This window comes from Agromyces sp. Marseille-P2726 (assembly GCF_902809835.1).
Classification (GTDB): Bacteria; Actinomycetota; Actinomycetes; order Actinomycetales; family Microbacteriaceae; genus Agromyces.
The window spans coordinates 310,023-331,510 of record NZ_CADDWM010000011.1 but is presented as its reverse complement, the minus strand read 5'-3'; the positions used below and the strand labels follow the sequence as shown (position 1 = coordinate 331,510).

The 21,488-nt window shown below is 66.4% G+C and carries 19 protein-coding genes; 7 read left to right on the top strand and 12 right to left on the bottom strand.

From position 1 onward, the window contains the following. The first annotated feature begins 46 nt into the window (after positions 1 to 46). The 3 genes from HUS56_RS05965 to HUS56_RS05955 all read left to right on the top strand — a co-directional run bounded on the left by HUS56_RS05965 (position 47) and on the right by HUS56_RS05955 (position 1,422). Positions 47 to 601: an NADPH-dependent FMN reductase gene (locus HUS56_RS05965; RefSeq protein WP_173922461.1), complete on the top strand. Its 555-nt coding sequence runs from the start codon at positions 47 to 49 to the stop codon at positions 599 to 601. A gap of 94 nt (positions 602 to 695) precedes the next feature. Beyond that, on the top strand, positions 696 to 896 hold the full coding sequence (locus HUS56_RS05960) for a ferredoxin (protein WP_173922460.1): 201 nt from the start codon (positions 696 to 698) through the stop codon (positions 894 to 896). Positions 897 to 915: 19 nt separating this feature from the next. Continuing rightward, positions 916 to 1,422 carry an HtaA domain-containing protein gene (locus tag HUS56_RS05955; RefSeq protein WP_173922459.1) on the top strand — a complete coding sequence of 169 codons (507 nt, stop codon included), beginning with the start codon at positions 916 to 918 and terminating at the stop codon, positions 1,420 to 1,422. On the opposite strand, the gene HUS56_RS05950 is transcribed toward HUS56_RS05955, so the two are convergent. From HUS56_RS05950 to HUS56_RS05930, 5 genes are all read right to left on the bottom strand, one after another. Beyond that, positions 1,365 to 2,558 (bottom strand): Gfo/Idh/MocA family protein, encoded by a 1,194-nt coding sequence (locus HUS56_RS05950; protein ID WP_173922458.1) that lies wholly within the window; start codon positions 2,556 to 2,558, stop codon positions 1,365 to 1,367. The two genes, HUS56_RS05955 and HUS56_RS05950, sit on opposite strands and share 58 nt — an antisense overlap. Next, complete coding sequence (locus tag HUS56_RS05945; protein WP_173922457.1) at positions 2,555 to 3,343, bottom strand: SDR family NAD(P)-dependent oxidoreductase; 789 nt, start codon at positions 3,341 to 3,343, stop codon at positions 2,555 to 2,557. Before HUS56_RS05945 ends, HUS56_RS05950 begins: the two co-directional genes overlap by 4 nt. A gap of 14 nt (positions 3,344 to 3,357) precedes the next feature. Further along, positions 3,358 to 4,701 carry an LLM class flavin-dependent oxidoreductase gene (locus HUS56_RS05940; RefSeq protein ID WP_254431306.1) on the bottom strand — a complete coding sequence of 448 codons (1,344 nt, stop codon included), beginning with the start codon at positions 4,699 to 4,701 and terminating at the stop codon, positions 3,358 to 3,360. Continuing rightward, complete coding sequence (locus HUS56_RS05935; protein WP_254431305.1) at positions 4,698 to 5,864, bottom strand: CaiB/BaiF CoA-transferase family protein; 1,167 nt, start codon at positions 5,862 to 5,864, stop codon at positions 4,698 to 4,700. Before HUS56_RS05935 ends, HUS56_RS05940 begins: the two co-directional genes overlap by 4 nt. Positions 5,865 to 5,932: 68 nt before the next feature. Further along, complete coding sequence (locus HUS56_RS05930) at positions 5,933 to 7,273, bottom strand: NtaA/DmoA family FMN-dependent monooxygenase (protein ID WP_217423944.1); 1,341 nt, start codon at positions 7,271 to 7,273, stop codon at positions 5,933 to 5,935. A gap of 120 nt (positions 7,274 to 7,393) precedes the next feature. Between HUS56_RS05930 and HUS56_RS05925 the strand changes: the two genes are divergently transcribed. Continuing rightward, positions 7,394 to 7,855 (top strand): nuclear transport factor 2 family protein, encoded by a 462-nt coding sequence (locus HUS56_RS05925; RefSeq protein WP_173922455.1) that lies wholly within the window; start codon positions 7,394 to 7,396, stop codon positions 7,853 to 7,855. Positions 7,856 to 7,882: 27 nt separating this feature from the next. Here HUS56_RS05925 and HUS56_RS05920 read toward each other — a convergent pair whose 3' ends face one another. Continuing rightward, complete coding sequence (locus HUS56_RS05920; RefSeq protein ID WP_173922454.1) at positions 7,883 to 8,761, bottom strand: LysR family transcriptional regulator; 879 nt, start codon at positions 8,759 to 8,761, stop codon at positions 7,883 to 7,885. Between the two features lie 490 nt (positions 8,762 to 9,251). Between HUS56_RS05920 and HUS56_RS05915 the strand changes: the two genes are divergently transcribed. Then, positions 9,252 to 11,351, top strand: coding sequence for a hydantoinase/oxoprolinase family protein (locus tag HUS56_RS05915; RefSeq protein WP_173922453.1), 2,100 nt, complete (start codon positions 9,252 to 9,254; stop codon positions 11,349 to 11,351). Then, positions 11,348 to 13,648, top strand: a complete 2,301-nt coding sequence (locus HUS56_RS05910; RefSeq protein WP_173922452.1) for a hydantoinase B/oxoprolinase family protein — start codon at positions 11,348 to 11,350, stop codon at positions 13,646 to 13,648. Before HUS56_RS05915 ends, HUS56_RS05910 begins: the two co-directional genes overlap by 4 nt. Positions 13,649 to 13,743: 95 nt before the next feature. Here HUS56_RS05910 and HUS56_RS05905 read toward each other — a convergent pair whose 3' ends face one another. The 6 genes from HUS56_RS05905 to HUS56_RS05880 all read right to left on the bottom strand — a co-directional run bounded on the left by HUS56_RS05905 (position 13,744) and on the right by HUS56_RS05880 (position 20,102). Beyond that, positions 13,744 to 14,979, bottom strand: coding sequence for a TRAP transporter substrate-binding protein (locus HUS56_RS05905; protein WP_173922451.1), 1,236 nt, complete (start codon positions 14,977 to 14,979; stop codon positions 13,744 to 13,746). Between the two features lie 191 nt (positions 14,980 to 15,170). Beyond that, positions 15,171 to 16,376 (bottom strand): TRAP transporter substrate-binding protein, encoded by a 1,206-nt coding sequence (locus HUS56_RS05900; protein WP_173922450.1) that lies wholly within the window; start codon positions 16,374 to 16,376, stop codon positions 15,171 to 15,173. Positions 16,377 to 16,496: 120 nt separating this feature from the next. After that, positions 16,497 to 17,300: an SDR family NAD(P)-dependent oxidoreductase gene (locus HUS56_RS05895; RefSeq protein WP_173922449.1), complete on the bottom strand. Its 804-nt coding sequence runs from the start codon at positions 17,298 to 17,300 to the stop codon at positions 16,497 to 16,499. Positions 17,301 to 17,327: 27 nt separating this feature from the next. Beyond that, entirely contained in the window at positions 17,328 to 17,861 is a 534-nt protein-coding gene (locus HUS56_RS05890) for a VOC family protein (protein WP_173922448.1), read from the bottom strand. A gap of 11 nt (positions 17,862 to 17,872) precedes the next feature. After that, positions 17,873 to 18,718, bottom strand: coding sequence for an enoyl-CoA hydratase-related protein (locus HUS56_RS05885; RefSeq protein ID WP_173922447.1), 846 nt, complete (start codon positions 18,716 to 18,718; stop codon positions 17,873 to 17,875). 34 nt (positions 18,719 to 18,752) lie between these two features. After that, the gene (locus tag HUS56_RS05880) at positions 18,753 to 20,102 is read right to left on the bottom strand and encodes an NtaA/DmoA family FMN-dependent monooxygenase (protein ID WP_173922446.1); all 1,350 of its coding nucleotides are present in this window, start codon (positions 20,100 to 20,102) and stop codon (positions 18,753 to 18,755) included. Positions 20,103 to 20,238: 136 nt separating this feature from the next. Here HUS56_RS05880 and HUS56_RS05875 point away from each other — a divergent pair, with 136 nt between their 5' ends. Next, the gene (locus HUS56_RS05875; protein WP_173922445.1) at positions 20,239 to 21,471 is read left to right on the top strand and encodes a CaiB/BaiF CoA-transferase family protein; all 1,233 of its coding nucleotides are present in this window, start codon (positions 20,239 to 20,241) and stop codon (positions 21,469 to 21,471) included. Positions 21,472 to 21,488 lie beyond the last annotated feature (17 nt).

The window sequence follows — 21,488 nt, the reverse complement described above, 5'->3', positions numbered from 1 at the left end:
ATATACTTGAAAGGTAGAGTCCGTCGGGCGGAGGACAGGTGACGTCGTGGTGACAACGGTCGTGGTGGGGAATCCGAAGCGCGGTTCGCGAACGCGCGCCGCGGCCGAGCGTCTGGCCGAGGCGCTGACTGGTCGACCCGCCGAGCACGTGCTCGAGGTCGTCGACCTCGGACCTGCACTGCTCGGATGGGGCGACGAGGGCATCACCGCCGCCGTCGAGACGGTCGCGGCGTCCGATCTGGCCATCATCGCGAGCCCGACGTACAAGGCGACCTACACCGGACTGCTGAAGACGTTCCTCGACAAGTTCGCCGGAGAAACCGGGATGCAGGGCGTGGTCACCGTCCCCCTGATGGTCGGAGGCGCCTGGAATCACGCGCTCGCAGCGGAGCTGACGCTCAAGCCCGTGCTGGCCGAACTCGGTGCGACGACAGCCTTGCCCGGGCTGTACCTGCTCGAGTCAGAGTTCGAGACCGACGGCCGCATCGACGGCTACGCGCGACGGTGGGCTCCCGTGGTCGCGAGCCTGACCGCCGGCGGGCTCGAACATGATGAATCACCCGGTCGAACCAAGTCGGGTTATTCTGGTTATGCTTTATAAGATAGTGGCCAGCGCTTCGCCACACGGGTGTGGCGAAGCAGTGTGGCATCGGATTTCGTGAGAGGTCAGATCAATGGAGACTGAAGTCGCGTCGATGAAGATCGTGGTCGACCGGGACAAGTGCGTGAGTCTCGGCATCTGCGAAGGGCTGGCGCCCGAGATCTTCGTCCTGAATGACGACGGCGAGCTCGAGGTCGATGAGTCAGCGCCCGTGCCCGCTTCCGAAATGGAGCGCGTTCGCAGCGCGGTGAGTGGCTGCCCGGTCAACGCGCTTCGGCTGATCGAAGCGGACTGACGCGGCATCCGTGATACCGATGCAGGCAGATGAGCGGATGCCGCTGCCGACGCGGACGGTCGAGACCACCGGTCTCGCATGGGCGGTCCGCTCGAGTTTCAGACGCTACGTGCAGCGCGTCGCAATGGGCGCGGAGGTCACGGACGGCGGAGTGGGGTCCCTGCCCGACGGTCGCTTCTACTTTCCCATCGACGGCGTGCAGCTCCTCGACCGCGAGGCCCTCGACGCCGAGATCACCTTCTCCGGAGGTGTTCGATTCGTCGGACACGCCGGGATGATCGACGTCCGGCTCGGGGAGTTCCGGCTCCGGCTCGTGGCTGGCGAAGGAACGCTGCAGACCAATTCCTCTGACGGCGCCAGAGACCTCGTCGACGTCCAGGTGGCCGCGATCAGCGACGATGGCGGTGTCGTGACCCTCCTGCTCGCGAGCCGACTCGCGGAGGGCGCTGCTGATCTGTTCGACGAGGTCTACCCCACCGCGACGCCGTTCGATGATCTCGAGCTCAGAGCCGCGCTCGAATCCTGATCCAAGCGATTGCTGGCACCCAGGTGTTGCGTCACGCCCGTATCGGCAGCGCGCCGCAGCGCCTCGAGCTGCTTCTTGCGGGTGACCGCGTCGTCGAACGTGGGCGCGAAGCGGGTCCCGTGACGCAGGTCGTGCTCGAGCACGAGGAGCGCTTCGGCCACGGTCGCCGCGGCATACGACAACGACGGATCGGCATTCCGGTACGTCGGCGGGATGTCGAGCTCACGAAGCTTGTGCTCGCCCGCGGATGCTCCACGGATCGTGAGGGGGCTCAGCTGCAGGCTGGTCTGCGCGGTCACGACGATGGCGCCGTCGGTGCCGTTGACCTCCCACTGGAACGACGTCCCGGCGGTCCGACCGCCTCGGTAGTGCGCGGAGATCATCACGTCGTTCGCGAGTCGACCCGACACGAGCACCTGGTCGGGGGTCGTCTTCGTCACCGCGTCATCCGTGCCCTCGAGACGCACGACCGGACGCTGGATGGCGGTCATTCCCGTGATCGATTCGAACTCACCGAGCACGTGGCAGATCCCGTCGATCGAGTGCCCGAACGGAATGGTCAGCATCGTGCCGCCGAGTGCGTCATCCTGCAGGTAGGCGTTGCGGGAGTCGACGACGTCGCCCCAGGGGCCGCCGGCCCCCACGAGCGTCGTCGAGAGGACGCGTCCCACGTAGCCGTCGCGCACGAGATCACGGATGTAGCGCATGCCAGGCGTCGAGCGCGCCTGCAGTCCGGTCACCGCGTGGACGCCGGCCGCGGCGAACGCGTCGCGCAGTTCCTTCGTCTGCTGAAGGTTGGAGCCCGAGGGCCACTCGCTGTAGACGGGTTTGCCGGCACGCGCGACGCTTCGCAGTACCTCGAAGTGGTGCTCGACCCGGACGGCGACGATCACGAGATCGACCGCATCCGAGGTGATCAGGGCATCGGCGTTGTCGTAGGCCTCGGGAATCCCGAACTCCTCGGCGGTCGCCTGGGCGGACTCCTGCCGGGTGGTGCTCACTGCCGTGACCTCGAGGCCCGGGATGGTGGCGATCGCCGGAAGATGCGCGAGCCGACCCCAGCCGGTTCCCGAGGCGCCGATGACACCCACACGAATCCGTCGCTCGGGAGCGAACGCAGGCTGCAGCACGGTCATCGGCTTCCTCGCTCGTTGGCATAGGAGACCCGGGTGAGACCACCATCGATGAAGAACTCGGCTGCCGTGATGTAGCTGCTCTCATCGGAGGCGAGGAACACGACGAGTTGTCCGAATTCCTCGGGCCGCCCGAACCGCCCGAGCGGCACGGTCTCTCGCATGCGTTGGATGTGCGGCATCCGTGCGACCTCCGGATCGGCGAGCATGTCGGTCGCATGCGGTCCGGGATGGATGGAATTCGCACGGATCTCGTACCCCTGCGTCGCCACGTGCACCGCCGTCGTCTTCGTGAGGTTCGCGAGGGCGGCCTTGCTTGCGGCGTAGTACGTCGTCGTGGGCACGATCATCTCGGTCGAATTCGATGACACGTTGATGATGGACCCCGATCCGCGTGCGATGAGAGCCGGCAGAGCAGCTTGGATGCCGAGGAACGGACCGTACAGGTTGACGTCCATGACGTGCTTGAACTCGTCGAGGGTCGCCTGCTCGATCGTTCGCGGAAGGGTGATGCCCGCGTTGTTCACGAGGACGTCGAGGCCGCCGTACGCACTGACGGTCTCCTCGACCACTCTCGCCCAGGCATCCGCGTCTCGCACGTCGAGGTGCGTGAACCGTGCCGTGCCGCCGTCGGCCGTGAGCTCTGCGACCTTCGTCTCGCCTTGGTCGGTGAGCACATCCGCGACGACGACGCATGCGCCCTCGGCAGCCAGAGCGGATGCCGAGGCCCCGCCCAGCCCCCGCGCTCCACCCGTGACGATGGCGACCTTGCCGCGCATGCGATCCATGTGTCGAGCTCGTCTCAGATCGCGCTCGAAGCCAGGCCGGCGGAGCTGTGGGTGGATTCAGGCATGGGCAGTCCGTAGTGCCCGCGGAGCGTCGTCGCCTCGTACTCGCTGCGGAACAGCCCTCGGCTGCGCAGGATCGGCACGACCTGGTCGACGAACTCCTCGAGGCCGTCGGGGAAGGTCGCGGGCATGACGTTGAAGCCGTCGGATGCGCCGGTCGTGAACCAGGTCTCGATGACCTCGGCGATCTGCTCGGGCGTGCCGACGAGTTTCTGGTGTCCACGGCTGGCATTGAGGCGGATGAGCAGCTCCCTGACGGTCAGGTTCTCGCGGCGGGCCATCTCGACGGTGATCTCGTACCGGCTGCGTCCGTCGACGATGTCTTCGGGGCGGCGGATGTCGTCGGGAAGCGGCCGGTCGAGCGCGAGTCTCTCGACCGGGACGCCCGTCTGGTCGGCGAGCTGAGCGTGGGCGTGGTCGAGCACGATGAGCTCGTCGAGCGCGCGGGCCTTGGCCTGAGCTTCCGCCTCCGTGGATCCGATGACGGTGACGAGCCCCGGCAGCACGACGATGTGATCGGTGTTGCGGCCGTGCGCCGCCGCCTGCGACTTGAGGTTCGCGTAGAACGCGCGTCCTTCCTCGATCGTGCCCTGGGCGGTGAACACCGCCTCCGCGTACTTCGCGGCGAAGGCGACGCCGGGGCCCGACGACCCGGCCTGCACGATGACCGGACGTCCCTGGGGCGTCGGAGGCAGGAGCGCGGGACCCTGCACCGAGAAGTACTTGCCGACATGATCGATCCGGTGCACCTTGTCGGGATCTGCGTAGACACCTCGCGCCTTGTCGACGACGAGGGCGTCGTTCTCCCAGCTGTCCCAGAGCTTCAACACGACGTCGAGGAACTCGTCGGCGCGCTCGTACCGCTCTTCGGGGGTCGGGAAGTCGGTGACCCCGAAGTTGGGACCGATCTCCTTCGCGATGCTCGTCACGACGTTCCATCCGATGCGCCCGCCGCTCACGATGTCGGCTGACGCGAACCGGCGCGCGAGATTGAACGGGTCGTCGAAGGTCGTCGAGGCGGTGCCGATCAGTCCGATCCGCTCTGTGGCGCCCGCCAGCGCGGTCAGCTTCACCACCGGGTCGAGCATCTCGCCGGGGCGACGGCTGGGGCTCGAGATCAGTCCCTGGATGTCGGCGAAGAAGACCGAGTCCAGCATGCCGCGCTCGGCGATGCGTGCGAGGTTCTTGTAGTGCTCGATGTCGAGGTTCCAGTTGGGCACGGCGTCGGGAAGGCGCCACGCTGCTTCATGGTGTCCGACGGCGTTGACGAACGTGTTGAGGTGCAACTGCCTGGTCACTTCGATACTCCTGTTGGTTCTGCGGTCGAATCAGCCTCGGACTGGACGCCGGTGCCCGAGGCGATGAACTCGTCGATGCCCTCGATGCCGAGTTCAGCGAGAATCTCGCGGGTGTGCGCTCCGGGCAGCGGCGAGCTCCCGGGCGGCGGCGGAGCGAGGTCATGGGCGGGGAAGCGCGGCGCGACGCCCGGCTGGATGGCTCCGTCGATCTCGACCAGCGTGCCCCGCTCGCGCACGTGCGGATCGGTCGGCGCTTCCCGCAGCGACAGCACAGGGGAGACGCAGGCGTCGGTTCCCTCGTAGGTCTCGATCCATTCGGCTTGCGTGCGCTCGGCGATCCTCTGGGCGATGCGCGAACGCATCTCCGGCCATCCCGCCCGGTCGTATTGCGACGACAACGAGATCTCCACTCCGAGCCCGGCGACGAACTCGGCGAAGAACTTCGGTTCGATCGCACCGACCGCCACGTGCTTGTCGTCGGCCGTTCGGTAGACCGAATAGAAGGGCGTTCCCCCATCGAGCAGGTTCGCCTGACGGCGGTCCTCCCAGCGGCCGGCGTTCAGCAGTGAGTAGATGATGGTCGCGAGGCTCGCTGCGCCATCCACCATCGCCGCATCGACCACTTGGCCGCGCCCTGTCGTGCGCGCCTCGTGCAGCGCCGCCAGCACGCCGATCGTGAGGAACGCGCCGCCCCCGCCGAAATCGCCGACCAGGTTCAGTGGGATCACCGGATCGTCGGCTCCGATGGAGTGCAGCGTTCCCGTCACGGCGACGTACGCGATATCGTGCCCGGCTGCCATCTTGTAGGGGCCATCCTGTCCCCACCCGGTCATCCGGCCATACACGAGGCGCGGATTGACGGCGAGCGCCTCATCGGGTCCGAAACCGAGCCGCTCCATGACCCCGGGTCGGAACCCCTCGATCAGGATGTCGCTGTTCCGCATCAGTTCGGTGACGATCGACTTCGATGCATCCTGACGCAGGTCGAGAGCGATGGAACGCTTCCCGCGGTTCACGAGGTTGACTCGAGGGTCCATCGTGATCTCGTCACCGGTCGGAGGCCGGTCGATGCGGATCACGTCGGCCCCGAGGTCGCTGAGGATCATCGCCGAGTACGGCGACGGTGCGAGTCCGGCGAACTCCACCACACGTACACCGCTCAACGGTCCGTTCTTCTGCTGTGTCACGACCTCGTGCCCGCCCTTCCTGTTCTACGCTCGTCGAGCGTGTTTCAGCCTCGCTGCTGCAGCCCGAGGCGTTCACGCAGCGTGCCCTGCCGCGTTGGATCATCGGCGATGAGTCCGCGTCTCCGTAGCTCGGGCATGACGAGTCGACCGAAGTCCTCGAACGAACCGGGCATGTCGGTCGACATGATGGCGAAGCCGTCGCATCCGCGGCCCTGGAACCATTCCTCGAGCCCGTCGGCGACCTGAACGGGATCACCGACGAAGCGGGCGCCGCCCTGCTTCCGCCGAGACTCGACGACGTCGTTGAGCGTCGCATTCTCGCCGAACTTGATTCGAGCACCCTTGACGTAGCCCTGCAGCGAGCCCTTCGTGCCCGTGAACGAGTCGAGGAGCTCGTCGGTGAGCGGCTCGTCCATCGGCAGCTTCCCGAAGTCGAAGTTCGCCTGCTCCGAGAGCGTCACCAGCTGCTCGCCGGGTTCGAACAGGGAGTCGAAGTACGCGTCCTTGGCCTTGGCGATGTCTTCGGTCTCGCCGACGATCGGAAGCACCGCGGGCAGGATCTTCACGGCTCCGTCGGGTCGTGAGCCGGCGGCAAACTGCTCCTGCATCCCCGCGTAGTATGTCGCGGCAGTCTCGAGATTGTGCTGGCTCGTGAACACGACGTCCGCCCAGCTGGCGGCGAACCGCTGCCCGCGTCCGGATTGCCCAGCCTGCAGCAGCGTGGGCCAGCCCTGCGGCGGCCGCGGCACGGTCAGGGGTCCGCGCGACGAGAGGAATTCGCCCTCGTAGTCGATCCGGTGCACCGAACCCGGCCTGGCGAATCGGCCGGTGTCGCGATCCATCTCGAGGGCGTCGGCGTCCCACGACTCCCACAGTCGGGTCACGATCTCGACGAATTCGTCGGCGCGGTCGTAGCGCTGTTCGGGGTTCAGGTACTCGGTGCCGAAGTTCGCCGCTTCGTCGGCGTTCAGCGAGGTGACGATGTTCCACACCGCGCGCCCGCCGGAGAGGTGATCGAGCGTCGCGAACTTGCGAGCGACGTGGAACGGCGACGAATAGGTCGTGGAATAGGTACCGCCGAGACCGATGCGCTCGGTGTGCCCGGCGAGCAGGCCCAGGATGGTGATCAGGTCGAGCTTGATGGCCCTCGATCCGCGCGCGATGGTCTCTTCGATGGATCCCTGGTACGCCGCCGGCATGGCGAGTCGGTCGTCGAAGAACATGAGGTCGAACCCCGTGCGCTCGAGCGTCCGGGCGAGGTCGATGTAGAACTTCGCGTCGAGGATGCCGCGATCAGCCCGCTTGTGCGCCCATGACGTCAGGCTGCCCTTGGTCACCGATGCGGAAACGAATGCGGTGAACACCATGTGGTCCGTGCGGGACACCAGTACCTCCTGGGATGCGCCGTGGCGGTATGCGAGCCGACAAAGCTACGGTTGCCTCAGCAACACTACCTGAGGCAATGATTTCATTCCTTACAACTAATAGAGAGATGATTGCGAATCATGCATGATTACGTCACCCTCGAGGATCGGTTCGAGATCACCCAGGTGCTTGCTCGATACGGTCACGTGATGGATCGTCGAGACGTCGCCGGATTGGCCGACGTGTTCGCCCCCGATGCCACGTTCGATGTGACCAGCGTCGGAGGGCCGAAGTACCGAGGGCTCTCGGAACTCGAGGCCTTTCTCGCGCTCGGCGATTCGGTTCACCCGCCGTTCCATATCCTGTCGAATGCGTGGGTCTTCCGGGATGGCGATGTCGTGAGCTCGTTGAGCAAGTGGCTGACGATCGATCAGCACACCGGCCTGCCGCGGAGTGGCGACTATCTCGACAGCTGGCGACGCACGAGCGCGGGATGGCGCATCGCCGAGCGGGTGGCGCAGGTGCGCTGGACCGGCGGCGCCTGGAGCGGGGGGTATGACCGGAGATCTCGAGATCGACGTGTCGAATCGATCGAATCCTGATATATGCCCGCCGCATCGGTTCGTTGCTCAGGCGACACGGCGTCCCGTCCGCAGCAGTTCGGTACGCACGAGTTCCGCGGCTGGTGAAACTGTGCGGCTTCGAATGGAGATGATGCCGAGCATGTACTTGGGAACGCTCTCGCGCTCGTCGATCGTCACCTCCACGAGCTCCCGCGGAATCGTTCCGTAGCCCGCGATCAGGACCGAATCGGACGACAGGCACACCTCAGCGAGCACGTGAAGATCGTCGACCATGAAGGTCGTGCGATGGCTCGGTGCTCCCTGCCGCGCGAGTCGCAGTCCAGCACCCAGATCGTGTCCCGACGCGATGGGAAACGTCTCGAGATCCGCGATGCGACATGCTCGACCCGCCAACGGATGACCCGGTCGAACGTAGATCTTCGTACCGATCTCGGCGAGTGCGACACAGGCATACGTTGGATCGTCGACGAAATCATCCAGCACTCCGACGAAGAACTCGATCTCATCGTCGAGGAGCTGCTGCGTCAGGGAGAGCTTCGACGCAATCGCCACCTCCACGTCGAGATGAGGCCCCGACTCGGCGAAACGCGCAAGCACCTGAGGAAGCAGCGCCGTCACCGCGAACGGACCGACTCCGAATCGCACCGTTCCGGAGAGGCCGTCGGCGGCAGCAGACAGTCCCTTCTCGATCGCCCGCGCGCTCGAGAGCAGGTCGATCGCTTGGTCGAGGAGCTGTCGGCCCGCCGCCGTCACCCGCACCGCACGTCGGTCCCGGTCGAGGAGCCGCACCCCGAACTGGCGCTCCAGGGCTTGAATGCTCCGGGAGAGGCCCGGCTGGCTGAGGTTCAATTCCTCCGCCGCGCGCACGAAGCTTCCCGTCTTCGCCACGGTCACGAAGTTCCGTAGCTTCTCGAGGTCGAGCATGCGTTGCTCCTTCCAGGACGAGAACGCGGAGGTCGTCGACGCGGGCCTCCATGAGGCCGGCGCATCACATCTGACCTCATCACGCATTGGACCACTGTCATGTTAATTCTTACGATTTCAGAAGCCGACGTCGAAGTCCCGAATGATCCCGTGCGGTCGTCCGCCGAATGATCTGTCACTTCGCGTCATCCGATGATGGAGGGCGGGTGATTGGAGTGACACCGATGTCGCGTGGTCATGAGGCCATTCGCGAACTCCCTTGTCCACGTCGCGCTTTCGTCGTCGAGAGGTGCCGGTTGAGGCGCCAGCGCGGCGGAGCCGATCGCGTCCTGTCGCCCTCCGCGACGTCGCCGTCGTCCCACTCCGGCGCCGTCCGGTGGGAAGCGCTCGACGGCTGGAACCCGGCTCGCTCCGTGATGCCATCCGCCGCCATCACCTCGAGCGGAAGGCCTTCTTCGATGACCAGGAAACGAAAGGGACGGAGTTCTTCATGAGTTACACGATCGGTGTCGATATCGGGGGGACGTTCAGCGACTGTGTCGCCGTGAACGACCAGGGGCAGGTGTTCAACGGGAAAGCGTTGTCGACGCACGCGACCGATCCCGTTGAAGGGGTGATCGAGGGGCTGACGCGGCTCGCCGAGGAGGCCGGGGAGACGCTGGAGTCCCTGCTCGGACAGACTACGGAGTTCAGTCATGGCACCACGATCGGCACGAACCTGATGGTGGAGCGCAAGGGTGCTCGGGTGGGCCTGGTCGCCACGAAGGGCCACGGGGATGCGCTGCAGATCATGCGTGGTCGCGGTCGGACGGCGGGGGTAGCGCCCGAGCTGCTCTTGAATGTGCGGGAGACGGACAAGCCGGCTCCGTTGGTGCCGCACCGGGACGTGGTCGAGGTTGCCGAGCGTGTGCTTGCCGACGGCAGTGTGCTCGCCTCGCTGAACGATGACGAGGCGCGGGCAGTGTTGCGTCCGCTGCTGGAGCAGGTGGACGCGGTGGCGATCTCGTTGATCTGGTCGTTCCGGAACCCGGTACATGAGCAGCGGCTGCGGGAGCTGGTGCACGAGATTCGTCCCGACATGTTCGTGTCCATCTCGTCGGAGACCTCCCCGCGGCTGGGTGAGTACGAGCGGACGGTCGCGACCGTGATCAATTCCTACGTCGGGCCGGCGTCGAGCAGGTACCTGGGTGCGCTGGAAACGGCATTGCAGGAGCGCGGGCTCACCACGCCGGTGTTCATCATGCAATCCAACGGCGGCGTCCTCCCCGTGGAGACGGCACGGCACCGGCCCGTGCAGACGATCGGGTCGGGTCCGGCCGGAGGGCTCGCGGCCACGGAGTCCATCGCCAGGCGAACCGGCCACAAGAACGTGATCGCCACCGATATGGGCGGTACGTCGTTCGAGGTGGGACTGTTGATCGATGGGCGCCCGATCCTGACGAGCGCGAAGATCATCGACCAGTACACCTTCAAGATCCCGCAGCTGGACCTGCGGTCGATCGCGTGTGGTGGTGGGTCGATCGCACGGGTCGACCCGCACAGCGGTGGTCTGCGGGTTGGTCCGGAGTCGGCCGGGTCGAACCCCGGGCCGGCATGTTACGGGCGGGGCACCGAGGCGACGGTGACCGATGCGGATGTCGTGCTCGGGTTCATCGACCCCGACCGGTTCCTGGGCAGCGAGATGCAGCTGGACAAGGAGCGTGCGGTCGCGGCGGTGCGGAAGATCGCGGAGGAGGCCGAGCTGTCGCTGGAGCAGGCCGCGTCGGGCATTCTGCGGGTGAACAGTCATAGCGCGGCCATTCTGATCCGGCAGCGCACCATCGAGCAGGGTTTGGACCCGCGAGATTTCGCGCTGTATGCCTTCGGCGGGGCGGGGCCGCTGCACGCGTTCGCGTTCGCGCAGGAACTGGACATCGACCAGGTCGTCATCCCGATGGGCAACGGCGCATCCACCCTGTCGGCGTACGGCATCGCCGCCAGTGATGCGATGGAGGTGTTCGAGGAGGAGTGCACGATCCGTGCTCCGTTCGACACCGACGCGCTCGCCGAGACGATCGGTCGCCTCGAGGAGCGCGCGCTGGAGCAGATGGCCGCCGCCGGGTTCCCCAAGGAACGGGTGCGGCTCGAGCGCTCGGCACAGGCCCGCTATGCCGAGCAGTACATGCAGGAGCTGCACCTGCCGGTTCCGTCGGGCCCGATCGATGAGTCCTTCAGCGAAAAGCTCTCGACCGTGTTCGCGGAGGAGTACTCACGCCTGTACAGTGCCGTGGCTCTGTCGGTGCTGCACACCTCCGAGATCTTCACGATCCGGGTGACCGCTTCGGTGCCGCTGCAGACCGCGGCGACGGCAACACCTGTGGGCGGGCAGACTGCGCCCGCTCGCGAGCGTGAGGTGTTCTGGCCCGGGCACGAGCAGTGGATCAGCACCGCCGTCTACGACGGTCCGCCCGCCCTCGGCGGGCTGATCGAGGGGCCTGCGCTGGTGCAGCTGCCTCACACCACGATCGCGGTCGCCCCGGGCCAGTCCCTGGAGACCGACGACTTCGCGAACTGCATCCTCCACACCCAGAAGCAGGAGAACCAGGCATGACTCTCATCGACACCCGAATGGCGCCCGACCGGGTAGACCGCCACAGCACGGAAGCAGCGTTCCGAGCGGTGAAGTGGGACGGCACCGCCCGTGGGTACGTTCCCTCGGACCCGCCCGAGTACTCGCCTGCGGTGAGGATGCACGATCCCGAGCCGGTGGATATCGACGCGGTCACCTACGAGGTGATCCGCTATGCGTTGATGAGCGCCAACCTCGAACACGGCGACATCATCTCCCGGTTGTCGATGTCTCCCGTGGTGATGGTCGCTCGCGACTTCCAGTCGACGTTGATGACCGAGAGCGGCGACCTCGTCTACCTCGGATCCGGCGTGCAGTACTTCTCCAACCAGCACGCACTGACCGTTCGATACATCCTAGAGCACCGCAGCGAAGACGGCCTCGTCGATGGTGACATCTGGGTCAGCAACGACCCGTACATCGGCTCTGCGCATCAGTCGGATGTGACCCTGCTCACCCCACTGTTCGTCGGCGATGAGCTGTTCTGTTGGCTCTCGAATTCGCAGCACTTCGCGGACGTCGGAGGGTCGATGCCGGGCAGCGGCGTACTGACCGCGACGGACGCGTTCGCCGAGCCCATGGCCTGGCCTCCAGTACGCCTGGTCGAGGGTGGCAGGATGCGCGACGATGTGGAGCACCTGTTCGCACGTCAGTCTCGCGTCCCGCACCTGACGCGCATGGACCTGCGTGCTGCCATCGGTGCGATCGGCGCCACGCGCGAGAAGATCAGCAAACTCGTCGACCGCTACGGAGCCGACGTGGTCAAGGGCGTCATGCGCCGCCTGATCGATTCCGGTCAGAAGGTGTTCGCCGAGCGGATCGCGAAGATCCCGGATGGCCGATGGTCGCACCGCATCTACACCGAGGGCGCCCTGCCGGGTGACAAGAACCTGTACGCCTACCAGTTCAACATCACCAAGAAGGGTGACCGGCTGATCATCGACAACGCGGGGAGCGATCCGCAGACGGGGTCGATCAACATGACCTATGCCGGGTTCGCGGGAATCGCGGAGACCGTGCTCACGCAACAGCTGATCCCCGATCTGGCCGGCGCGTACGGAGGGGCGTACCGGCACATCGATGTGCGGCCCGTGCCGGGACTGGTCAGCTGCGCCGACTTTCCGGCGGCCGTGAGCCCATCCGGGAACCAGACCGTGATGATCATGTTGAACGTCGCGGCGAACGCGGTGTGCAAGATGCTCGCCAGTGGCGGCGACGACACGCGGCAACTGTCGCTCGGTGCGCCCGGATCGAACATGACGTCGCTGATCGGCGGCGGGCTGACCGCTGATGGGCAGCAGTTCATCCTCCAGAACACCGATGGCCTCTTCGGCTCGCTCGCCGGCCGCCCGACGCGGGACGGGGTCGATGCCGGCGGACAGTGGTGGATCCCCGACAGCGAGATCGAGAACATCGAGCAGATCGAGTCGGGCAAGCCCTTCGTCGTCCTCGGTCGACGGCTGGGGAAGGCAGGTCTCGACGGCAGCGGGCGTTACCGAGCCGGCGTCGGCTTCCGCGCGACCCTCTTGGTACGTGGGATGCTCGGCGGCCAGATCGTCTGGTACGTCAATGAGAGCTTCAGCAACGGCCAGGGCCTCTTCGGGGGCAACCCCGGTTCGGTGGCGCGAGCCCGGGTGAAGCACGGCACCGACACGGTCGAGCTGATGGGACGGAGCCAGGCGATCAACGGAATCGACGACGTCCACGGTGAGGAGGAGATCCTGCCGTACAAGGGAATGTTCTCGATGGCCGACGGCGACGTGATCGAGTGGACTTCCCCCGCCGCTGCAGGATACGGCGACCCGCTGCTGCGCGATCCCGAGCTGGTGCTGGCCGACATCGAGGACGGGCTGGCCACCGACGAGATCGCCGAGCGTGTGTTCGGCGTGGTGATCTCGGATGGGAGGATCGACCGCGCGGCGACCGAGCGAACGCGGCTCGGGGTGCGACGGGAGCGCCTGGGCCGAGAGCCCGAGCCGCCCGTCGACGCCCCCGAACACGCGGTGCAGGTCGGCGACGTGCTGCATGTCGTCGAGGGCCGCTGGTGGAGCAACGGCGCCGACCTCGGACCGGCTGACGAGAGCTACCGGCCGAACGCCGTTATCCGCGAGACCAGGATGCGGGAGACCGGTCCGGAGTTCGACGTCCTCGATACCGAGAGCGCGGACCGCTTCGTGTTGCGTGAGTACCTGTGCCCAGTCACTGGGTACCGGATCGACGCGGAAATCGCTCTGGCCGGCGGCGAGCTGCTGGAGGACGTGTTGATCGGCAGGTTCTGACTTCCGCGCGAGGGCTGTGCGGGCTTCGCAGAAATGATTCGGCGGTGCGGGACGTGAAGTCCGGCACCGCCGAATTGCTGCTGCAATCGGTGGAGCTACTGCGTGCCGAGCCCCTCAGCGAGGGCATCGGACCAGGCGCTCCAGTCGTCGACGACACCCGAGCCGAGGTCGAGGGCATCGATGATGTCGTCGTGCTCGGTCTCGACGCCGAGGGTGTCGACGGAGAAGTCCCACCACGCGTCGGCGATCGCGTTCGTCCGCTCGATCTCGGCGGCCGCGTCCTTCACCGAGTCGGGCGCGACGGTCGCGGGGTCGGGCTGGTCGGCCCACCACTCGTTCACGTCCTTGTTGAGCTTGCTGGGATCGATGATCCCGCCGCCGGCATCCTTGGATGCCGCGACGATCTCGTTGTACTGGTCGAGGGTGTCCTTGGCGAAGCGCTCCATCGCCGCATACCGCGCGTCGCGCATCACGGCCTGAATCTCGGGAGCAAGGCTGTCCCAGGCCCCGGTAGAGATGACCCAGTTGGCGCCCGACGAGGGGGCGGTGTTCAGGAACGTCACCCAGGGTGACACCTCGAGGAGGCCACCGCTGAGGACGGTCGTGACGGCGTTGACGGCGCAATCGATGACACCGCGCTGGAGGGCCTCGTACTGCTCGTTCGGGGGCGTGAAGACGCCGGTCATCCCCAGCGCCTCGTTCTCGCCCTGAGCGACCGCGTTGGCGACGCGGACTTGGCGGCCCTCGAGGTCGTCGGCGCTGTTGAACTCCGCGCCGCACGTGAGGGCAGCCGGTCCGCTGATCATCGGGATCAAGGGGACGAACCCGACCTGCCTCATCTCGTCGAGTGCAGCGCTCTCGCCGTCATAGTGGATGACCTGCTGACCGATACCGGCGATGTTCGTGTTCGGGTAGCCGAAGTCGTTCAGCGCGTGCTGCACGACGAGGTCGTCCCAGTTCGAGACGGGCAGCTGGTCAGGGAAGAAGCCATTGCTGACGAACGTGACATCGGTCAGATCCGACGACAGCGCCGAGAGTGCCTCAGGAGCCGGGTGCAGTGTTCCGGTCGGGTAGTAGTCGAACGTCACCTTGCCTTCGGTGCCTCCGGTGACGGCATCCATCCAGTCCTCGATGAGATTGGTCGATGTCGCGCCCGGCGCGAAGATGCTGCTGACCGTCAGTTCGACGGGCTCCACCGAGCTCCAGTCGACGCCGCCCGCGCCGTCTGAAGATGGTGCCTCTGCTTCCGCGCTGTTGCCGGCGCAACCAGCGAGGAGCGCGACCGCTCCGATCGCTGTGGCGGCTGTGAGTGCTCTCTTGGTGCGAATCACCACAAACTCCTTTGTCATGGGTCGGGTTGGCCACGGTTCATCCGCGACTCCCGAAATGTACCACCCAATCTTTTAAAGATCTATAACCTTTATAGGATTATCGGGAAACTCGCGGATCATGCGGAAACGGGTGGCGCGGAACCGGCCGGTTCCGCGCCACCCGCGCGATACGCCTCAGCGTATGAGTCGCCTCACTCGGAGCCGAGCTGGTCCTCGATGGCCTTCGTCCACGGACCCCACTCGACGACCTCGCTCCCCAGGTTGAGCACCTCGAGGATGTCGTCGTGCTCGACCGGTACCCCGAGCTCGTCGATCGAGAGGTTCCGCCAAGCGGTGGCGACACGTTCGGTCTGAGCGATGGCGGCGTCGGCGTCCACACCAGCCGGGGCGGCGCTCGAGAGGCTCGGCCGGTCGGCCCAGTACTTCGCAATCAGCGGATTCAGCTTGGACGGGTCGACGATCTCTCCGCCCGCCGCTTCGGTCGCCGTGACGATCTCGCTGTACTGGTCGAGCGTGTTCGTCGCGAAGTTGGTGAAGGGCTCGGCGCTCGCGTCGAGGAGGATCTGCTGGAGCTCAGGCGAGAGCGAGTTCCACGTGGCGGTCGAGATGACCCAGTTCGCTCCGGCGCTCGGCGCGTTGTTGGTGAAGGCGACGTACGGCGAGACCTCCAGCAGCCCACCGCTCAGCACGGTCGTCGGCGCGTTGACCGCGCAGTCGATCACGCCGCGCTGCAGTGCCTCGTACTGCTCGTTCGGCGACGTGAAGACGCCCACCATGCCGAGCGCCTCGTTCTCGCCCTGCGAGATCGCGTTCGGAACGCGGACCTGACGCCCGGCGAGATCTTCAGGCGTCTCGAAGGGCTCGGCGCACGTCAGGGCAGCGGGTCCGCTGAGCATCGGAAGGAGCGGGCGGAATCCAGCCGCCTCCATCTCCGCCAGCGCGACATTGTCGCTCGTGTAGTGAATGACCTGCTGGCCGAGCCCCGCGATGTTCATGTTCGGGTACCCGAGATCGTTGAGTGCGGTCTGAACGGTGAGGTCGTCCCAGTTGGAGATGGGAAGCTGGTCGGGGAACGTGCCGTTGTTGACGAACGTGATGTCGGTGAGGTCCGAGGTGAGGGCGCTGAGCGCCTCGGTCGCGGGGTGCAGGGTTCCGTCACCGTAGAAATCGAAGGTCACCGCACCGTCGGTCGCTTCGGTCACGGCCTCCATCCAGTCGTCGAGGAGGATGCTCGCGGTGCTCCCGGCAGGGAAGATGCTGCTCACGGTGAGCTCGACGGGCTCGATGCCGGTCGCCGACTGTTCGTTGCCCGCGCTCGCGCCGCTGGCACAGCCGGCGAGGAGGGCGACGGCGCCGAGTGCGCCGAGCGCGGGGAGGGTGTTCTTGCTGTGTCTCACGAGACTTCCTTATCGATGAGGTTCCCGAAGGGGGATGTGCTCAGGGTCCGGTGCAGTCTGACACGTGAGGCCATCATTCAAAAATTAGTTACGATTGGAGGAAACCGCCGGAGCCAGTCGTCATGGTGAGACGCCTTCTGGGCTGCCCACCGCCGTGAGCTCCCTCCAATTCATCAAGCTCACGCCGCCGTCGATGACGATGGTCTGGCCAGTGATGTGCCCGGCCATCGGCGAGGCGAGGAACGCAAGGGCAGCGGCGATATCCGACGGTTCTGCCGCCTTCCGAAGGGGTGTGGAGCGTCGCGCGACGTCCTGCATCTCGGGGGTCTGAGTCGCCAGGAAGCGAGCCGTTCGCGTCGCACCTGGCGCGACGCAGTTCACCCGGATGCCGGCAGGTCCGAGTTCGACCGCCGCGGAGCGCACCATCGACATCATCGCCGCCTTGAACATCCCGTACGTTCCGTTCGATGGCGCCGCGTTCAGCCCGGCGATCGACGAGACGAACCCGAGTGATCCGCCGCCGGAACGCTCGATCACCGGAGCCGCGGCACGGAGCACTTGGAACGCATGACGGATGACGAGACCGACCTGCCGGTCCCATTCGTCATCCGTCGTCTCCGTGAACGGCTTGAACAGGGCGGCGCCGATGATGTCGATCGCCCCGTCGAGCCGCCCGTATCGCTCGACCACCTCGTCGAGCCCTCGATCGATCGCACCCGGTTCGGAGACATCTACTCGGAGCGCGATGCAGTCGGCTCCAGCGCTGGCTGCGGCGGCTTCTGCGGCACTCGGATCGAAATCCAGGCAGGCGACGCGTGCGCCGAGTGCGGACAGCGCGCGCACGGTCTCACCGCCGATTCCTGCCCCCGTGCCGAAGACCGCGTAGGCACGACCGTCCAGGCGGTTCAGGGATGCGTAGTCCACGTCGTTCATGGTTCCTCCAGTGCTTCGTCAGTTCAGCGCGGGCATCGGGCGCCATGGATCGGTGCCGTCCCAGCCGTCGGCGGCGTCGGCGACGACGGCGTAGAGCTTCTCGACGATGGATGGAGGCCGCCGCTGGCTCACCTCGATCGCCGGGAGGTTCCAGTCGCCCCAGTGGAAGAAGACGTTGTTCACCGGAGTTCCGGCCTCCGACAAGGTCCTCTCGCCGGCATCCGCGCGACGAGCGAGCTCGGCGTCGAAATCGGGCACGGCGACGGCGATGTGGTTCAGCCCCGGTGCGCCACCATGCGCTGCGAGCCACTCGGTATGCGGCGAGGGCGAATCGTCGTGCTGCTGCACGAGTTGGATCTGAATGCCGTTCCAGTCCGCCATCGCCGTCGAGATGTCGGGCTCGACCTCCTGGCCGCGGAACCGGTAATCACGGTTGCCGAGGTGACTCCAGTAGAACCACGGGCCGATTCCGAAGCGACGCGTCCACTCCATCGCGGCGGCGTGGAGGTCCGTCACGACGAACCCCAGCTGGACGATCCTCGAGTCGACCACGGCACTCCCTCCTAGACGGGATCCTCGAATCGCGGCTCGACCGGCCACGGCAGGTCGGGGAGGTCGGTCATCGCCGACAGGCCCCACTCGGGTATGCGCTTCTCACGCCAGCTGATCACGCCTTCGGCGGCATCCGACGTGCGTCCCAGCGCGGTGATCGCAGCGGAGTCGACGCGGTGGGTGTGCATCGGATGGTCGGTGCCGGCCATTCGCCAGATCAGTCGCCGGGTCACGGCGGCTGACACCGGTGCAGCGGATGCCGCGATCTGCTGACCGAGCTCGTACGCGGCGTCCAGCAGCGCGTCGGGCTCATGGATGCTGCGCACGAGTCCACGACGCAATGCCTCGTCGGCATCGAAGAGTCGCGCCGTGAGGCTCCAGTCCAACGCTGTCGGCACTCCGACGATCTTCGGCAGGAACCAACTGGAGATGGCGTCGGGGACGATGCCGCGCGATGCGGCGACGAAGCCGAATCGCGCGGTCGTCGAAGCGAGCCGGAAGTCCATCGGAAGCGTGAACGATGCGCCGAAGCCGACTGCCGGGCCGTTGACCGCACCGATGATCGGCTTGAGCGACTCGAACGCCCGCAGCACGATCCGTCCGCCACCGTCGCGCAGCCGGACGTCGCCCTCGTCGTAGGCGAACGAGCCGCCGCCTTCGCTCACGTCGGCACCTGCGCAGAAGCCGCGACCGGCGCCGGTGACCACGACGACCCGCACCCGGTCGTCCGCGTCTGTCTCGTCGAATACCGAGACGAGGCCCTCGCGCATCGCCGGGTTCATGGCGTTGAGACGATCGGGGCGGTTCAGCGTGATCGTCGCGATCGCGTCCTCGACGTGGAGCTGGACTTCGCTCATCCGTCGCTCCCGGGCAGGATTGCGCCCCGCGGCCTCATCGCGCCGTGCGTACGGCCAGTCCGAGCCGCTCGCGAAGTGTGCCGTCGGCTTCTGGGTTCTCGGCGACGCGACCGCGACGACGCAGCTCGGGCATGACGAGCCGGGTGAAGTCCTCAAAGGATCCCGGCGTGTCGGAGGGCATCAGCGCGAACCCGTCGGCGCCGTAGTTGTCGAACCACTCCTCGAGCGTGTCGGCGATCTGGGCGGGGGTGCCGACGAACCGGTTGCCGGCCGTCATCGAACGGGCCTTGACGATCTCGCGGAGCGTCGCATCAGCGCCGAACTTCGCACGTCCGGACTTGACGAAGGCCTCGACCGCTCCGCGCGTGCCGGTGAACCGGTCGAGCCAGGCGTCGTCGAACGTCTCGTCCATCGGAATCTGCTCGAAGTCGAAATTCGCCTGCTCGGCGAGGAAGATGAGCTGCTCCACCGGGTCGCTCAGTTCGTTGAAGAAGTCGTTCTTCTGGTTCGCGATCTCTTCGGTCTCACCGACGATGATCATGACGGCCGGGAGGATCTTCGCTGCGCCGGACGGTCGCCCTTGCTCCTGGGTGACACGCTGCTGGTCGGCGTAGTGCCCCTGCGCCGCCTCGAGGCTGTGCGCGGTCGTGAAGATGAGGTCGGCCCAGCGGCCGGCGAACTGGCGACCACGACCGGACTGGCCCGCCTGCAGCAGCGTCGGCCACCCCTGCGGCGGGCGTGGAACCGTCAGCGGGCCGCGAGAAGACAGGAACTCGCCCTCGTAATCGACGCGCTTGACCTTGGCGGGATCCGCGAACCGGCCGGTGGTGCGGTCGAGCTCGACGGCGTCGGCCTCCCACGACTCCCAGAGCCCGGTGACGATCTCGAGGAACTCGTCGGCTCGGTCGTAGCGCTGGTCGGGGTTCAGGAAGTTCGTGCCGAAGTTCTCTGCCTCGTCGTGATTGAGGGACGTGACGATGTTCCAGATCACGCGGCCCTTCGACAGGTGGTCGAGCGTCGCGAACTGGCGAGCGACGTGGTACGGCGCGCCGTAGGTCGTGGAATAGGTCGCGCCCAGACCGATGCGGCTGGTGTGTCCGGCGAGCAAGCCCAGGATCGACACGAGGTCGAGCTTCACCACCCGCGACCCGCGCTCGACGGCCGGGTCGGTCGAGGCGCCGTATGCCGCCGGCATGGCCAGCCGGTCGTCGAAGAACAGCACGTCGACACCGCCGCGCTCGAGCTCCTGGGCGAGCCCGATGTAGTACTCCGCGCTCAGGAACGCCGGATCGGTGCTGGGATGCATCCACGCACCCAACGAAGTCTTGGTCGTCGAGGCCGACGCGAACGCGGCGAAGACCATGTGCTCAGTACGGCGCTCCATTGCGATGCCCTTCTGTGGCGGAGGGTTTCGATGGTGGCGGTAGTGCGAACCATCCTGACTATACTTTACATAATTATGAGCCGGGCCTGCCCCGACTCCCTCACTGATGAGTGTCCGCATTGCGGGAGGTTCGACGATGACCGAAGAAGCTGCGCCCCCGGGGCTGCCTGCTCGGCCCCTGGACGGGATCACGGTGGTGGAGGTCGGAGTCTGGCATGCGGGGCCCGGTGCAGCGGCGATCCTGGGCGATCTGGGAGCCAATGTCATCAAGGTGGAGAACATCGACGGCGACCCCGAGCGCGGTGAGGGCGGCACCCTGACGCTCAAGTCCCAGGCCATCGACACGCCCGGGTGGAGCCTCATGTTCGAGCTATCGAACCGCAACAAGCGGTCGATCGCGCTCGACCTGACGTCGGTGCAGGGCAAGAAGGTCCTCCAGACGCTGGTTGAGACGGCGGATGTCTTCATCACGAATCTTCGCCCGGGAGCGAAGCGCAAGCTCGGCATCAATTACGACTCGCTCGCTGCGGTGAACCCGCGTCTCGTGCATGTCAACGTGTCGGGCTTCGGATCCGAAGGCCCGCTCGCAGAGGAGGGGGCCTTCGACACCCTGGGTCAAGCGCTCGCCGGCATGTTCTACGTCACCGGCCACGAGGTGCCGCAGCCCCTGCCCGTCGTCGTCGTCGACCAACTCACGGCGCAGAACGCAGCGCAGGCCGCGGTGACGGCGCTCCTCGCTCGTGAGCGCAGCGGGGGGCATGGACAGGACGTCCACGTCTCGCTCTACGGCTCGGGAGCGTTGCTGTGGTCGGCGCAGTTGCTCTGGGAGGCCGCCCTCGATTCGAAGCCGATCGTCACGTACGACCGGATCCAGAAGACGCCGCTGCTGTCCGTCTATCGCTGCAAGGACGATCACTGGATCGTGGGCACGAACCCCGGCCGGGCGCTCTGGCCGACCTTCGCGGAGGCGATCGGTGCCCCGCAACTCGGCGAGACTCCGTGGAACGTCGACGACCGTGCCTCGCAGGAGGCGTTGTACGCGGCCATCGATCCGCTCATGCTGGAGCGCACGGCGGCAGAGTGGGTCGCGCACCTGCGGTCGAAGGGCCTGCTCTTCGCACCGGTGCAGGACTTCGAACAGGTCCTGGCCGACGAACAGGCTCGCGCGAACGGATACGTCATCGAATACGATCACCCGCGACTCGGGAGCATCCCCCTGCCGGGCTCGCCGTTCTCATTCGGGAAGCAGCTCACGTCGCAGTGGAATCCCGCGCCCGACCACGGCGCCGACACCGACGCGATCCTGCGCAACCTCGGCTACGACAGCGACGAGATCGCCGCGATGCGAGAGCGGCGCGCCGTCGCATGACCGACCGCAAGTAGCGG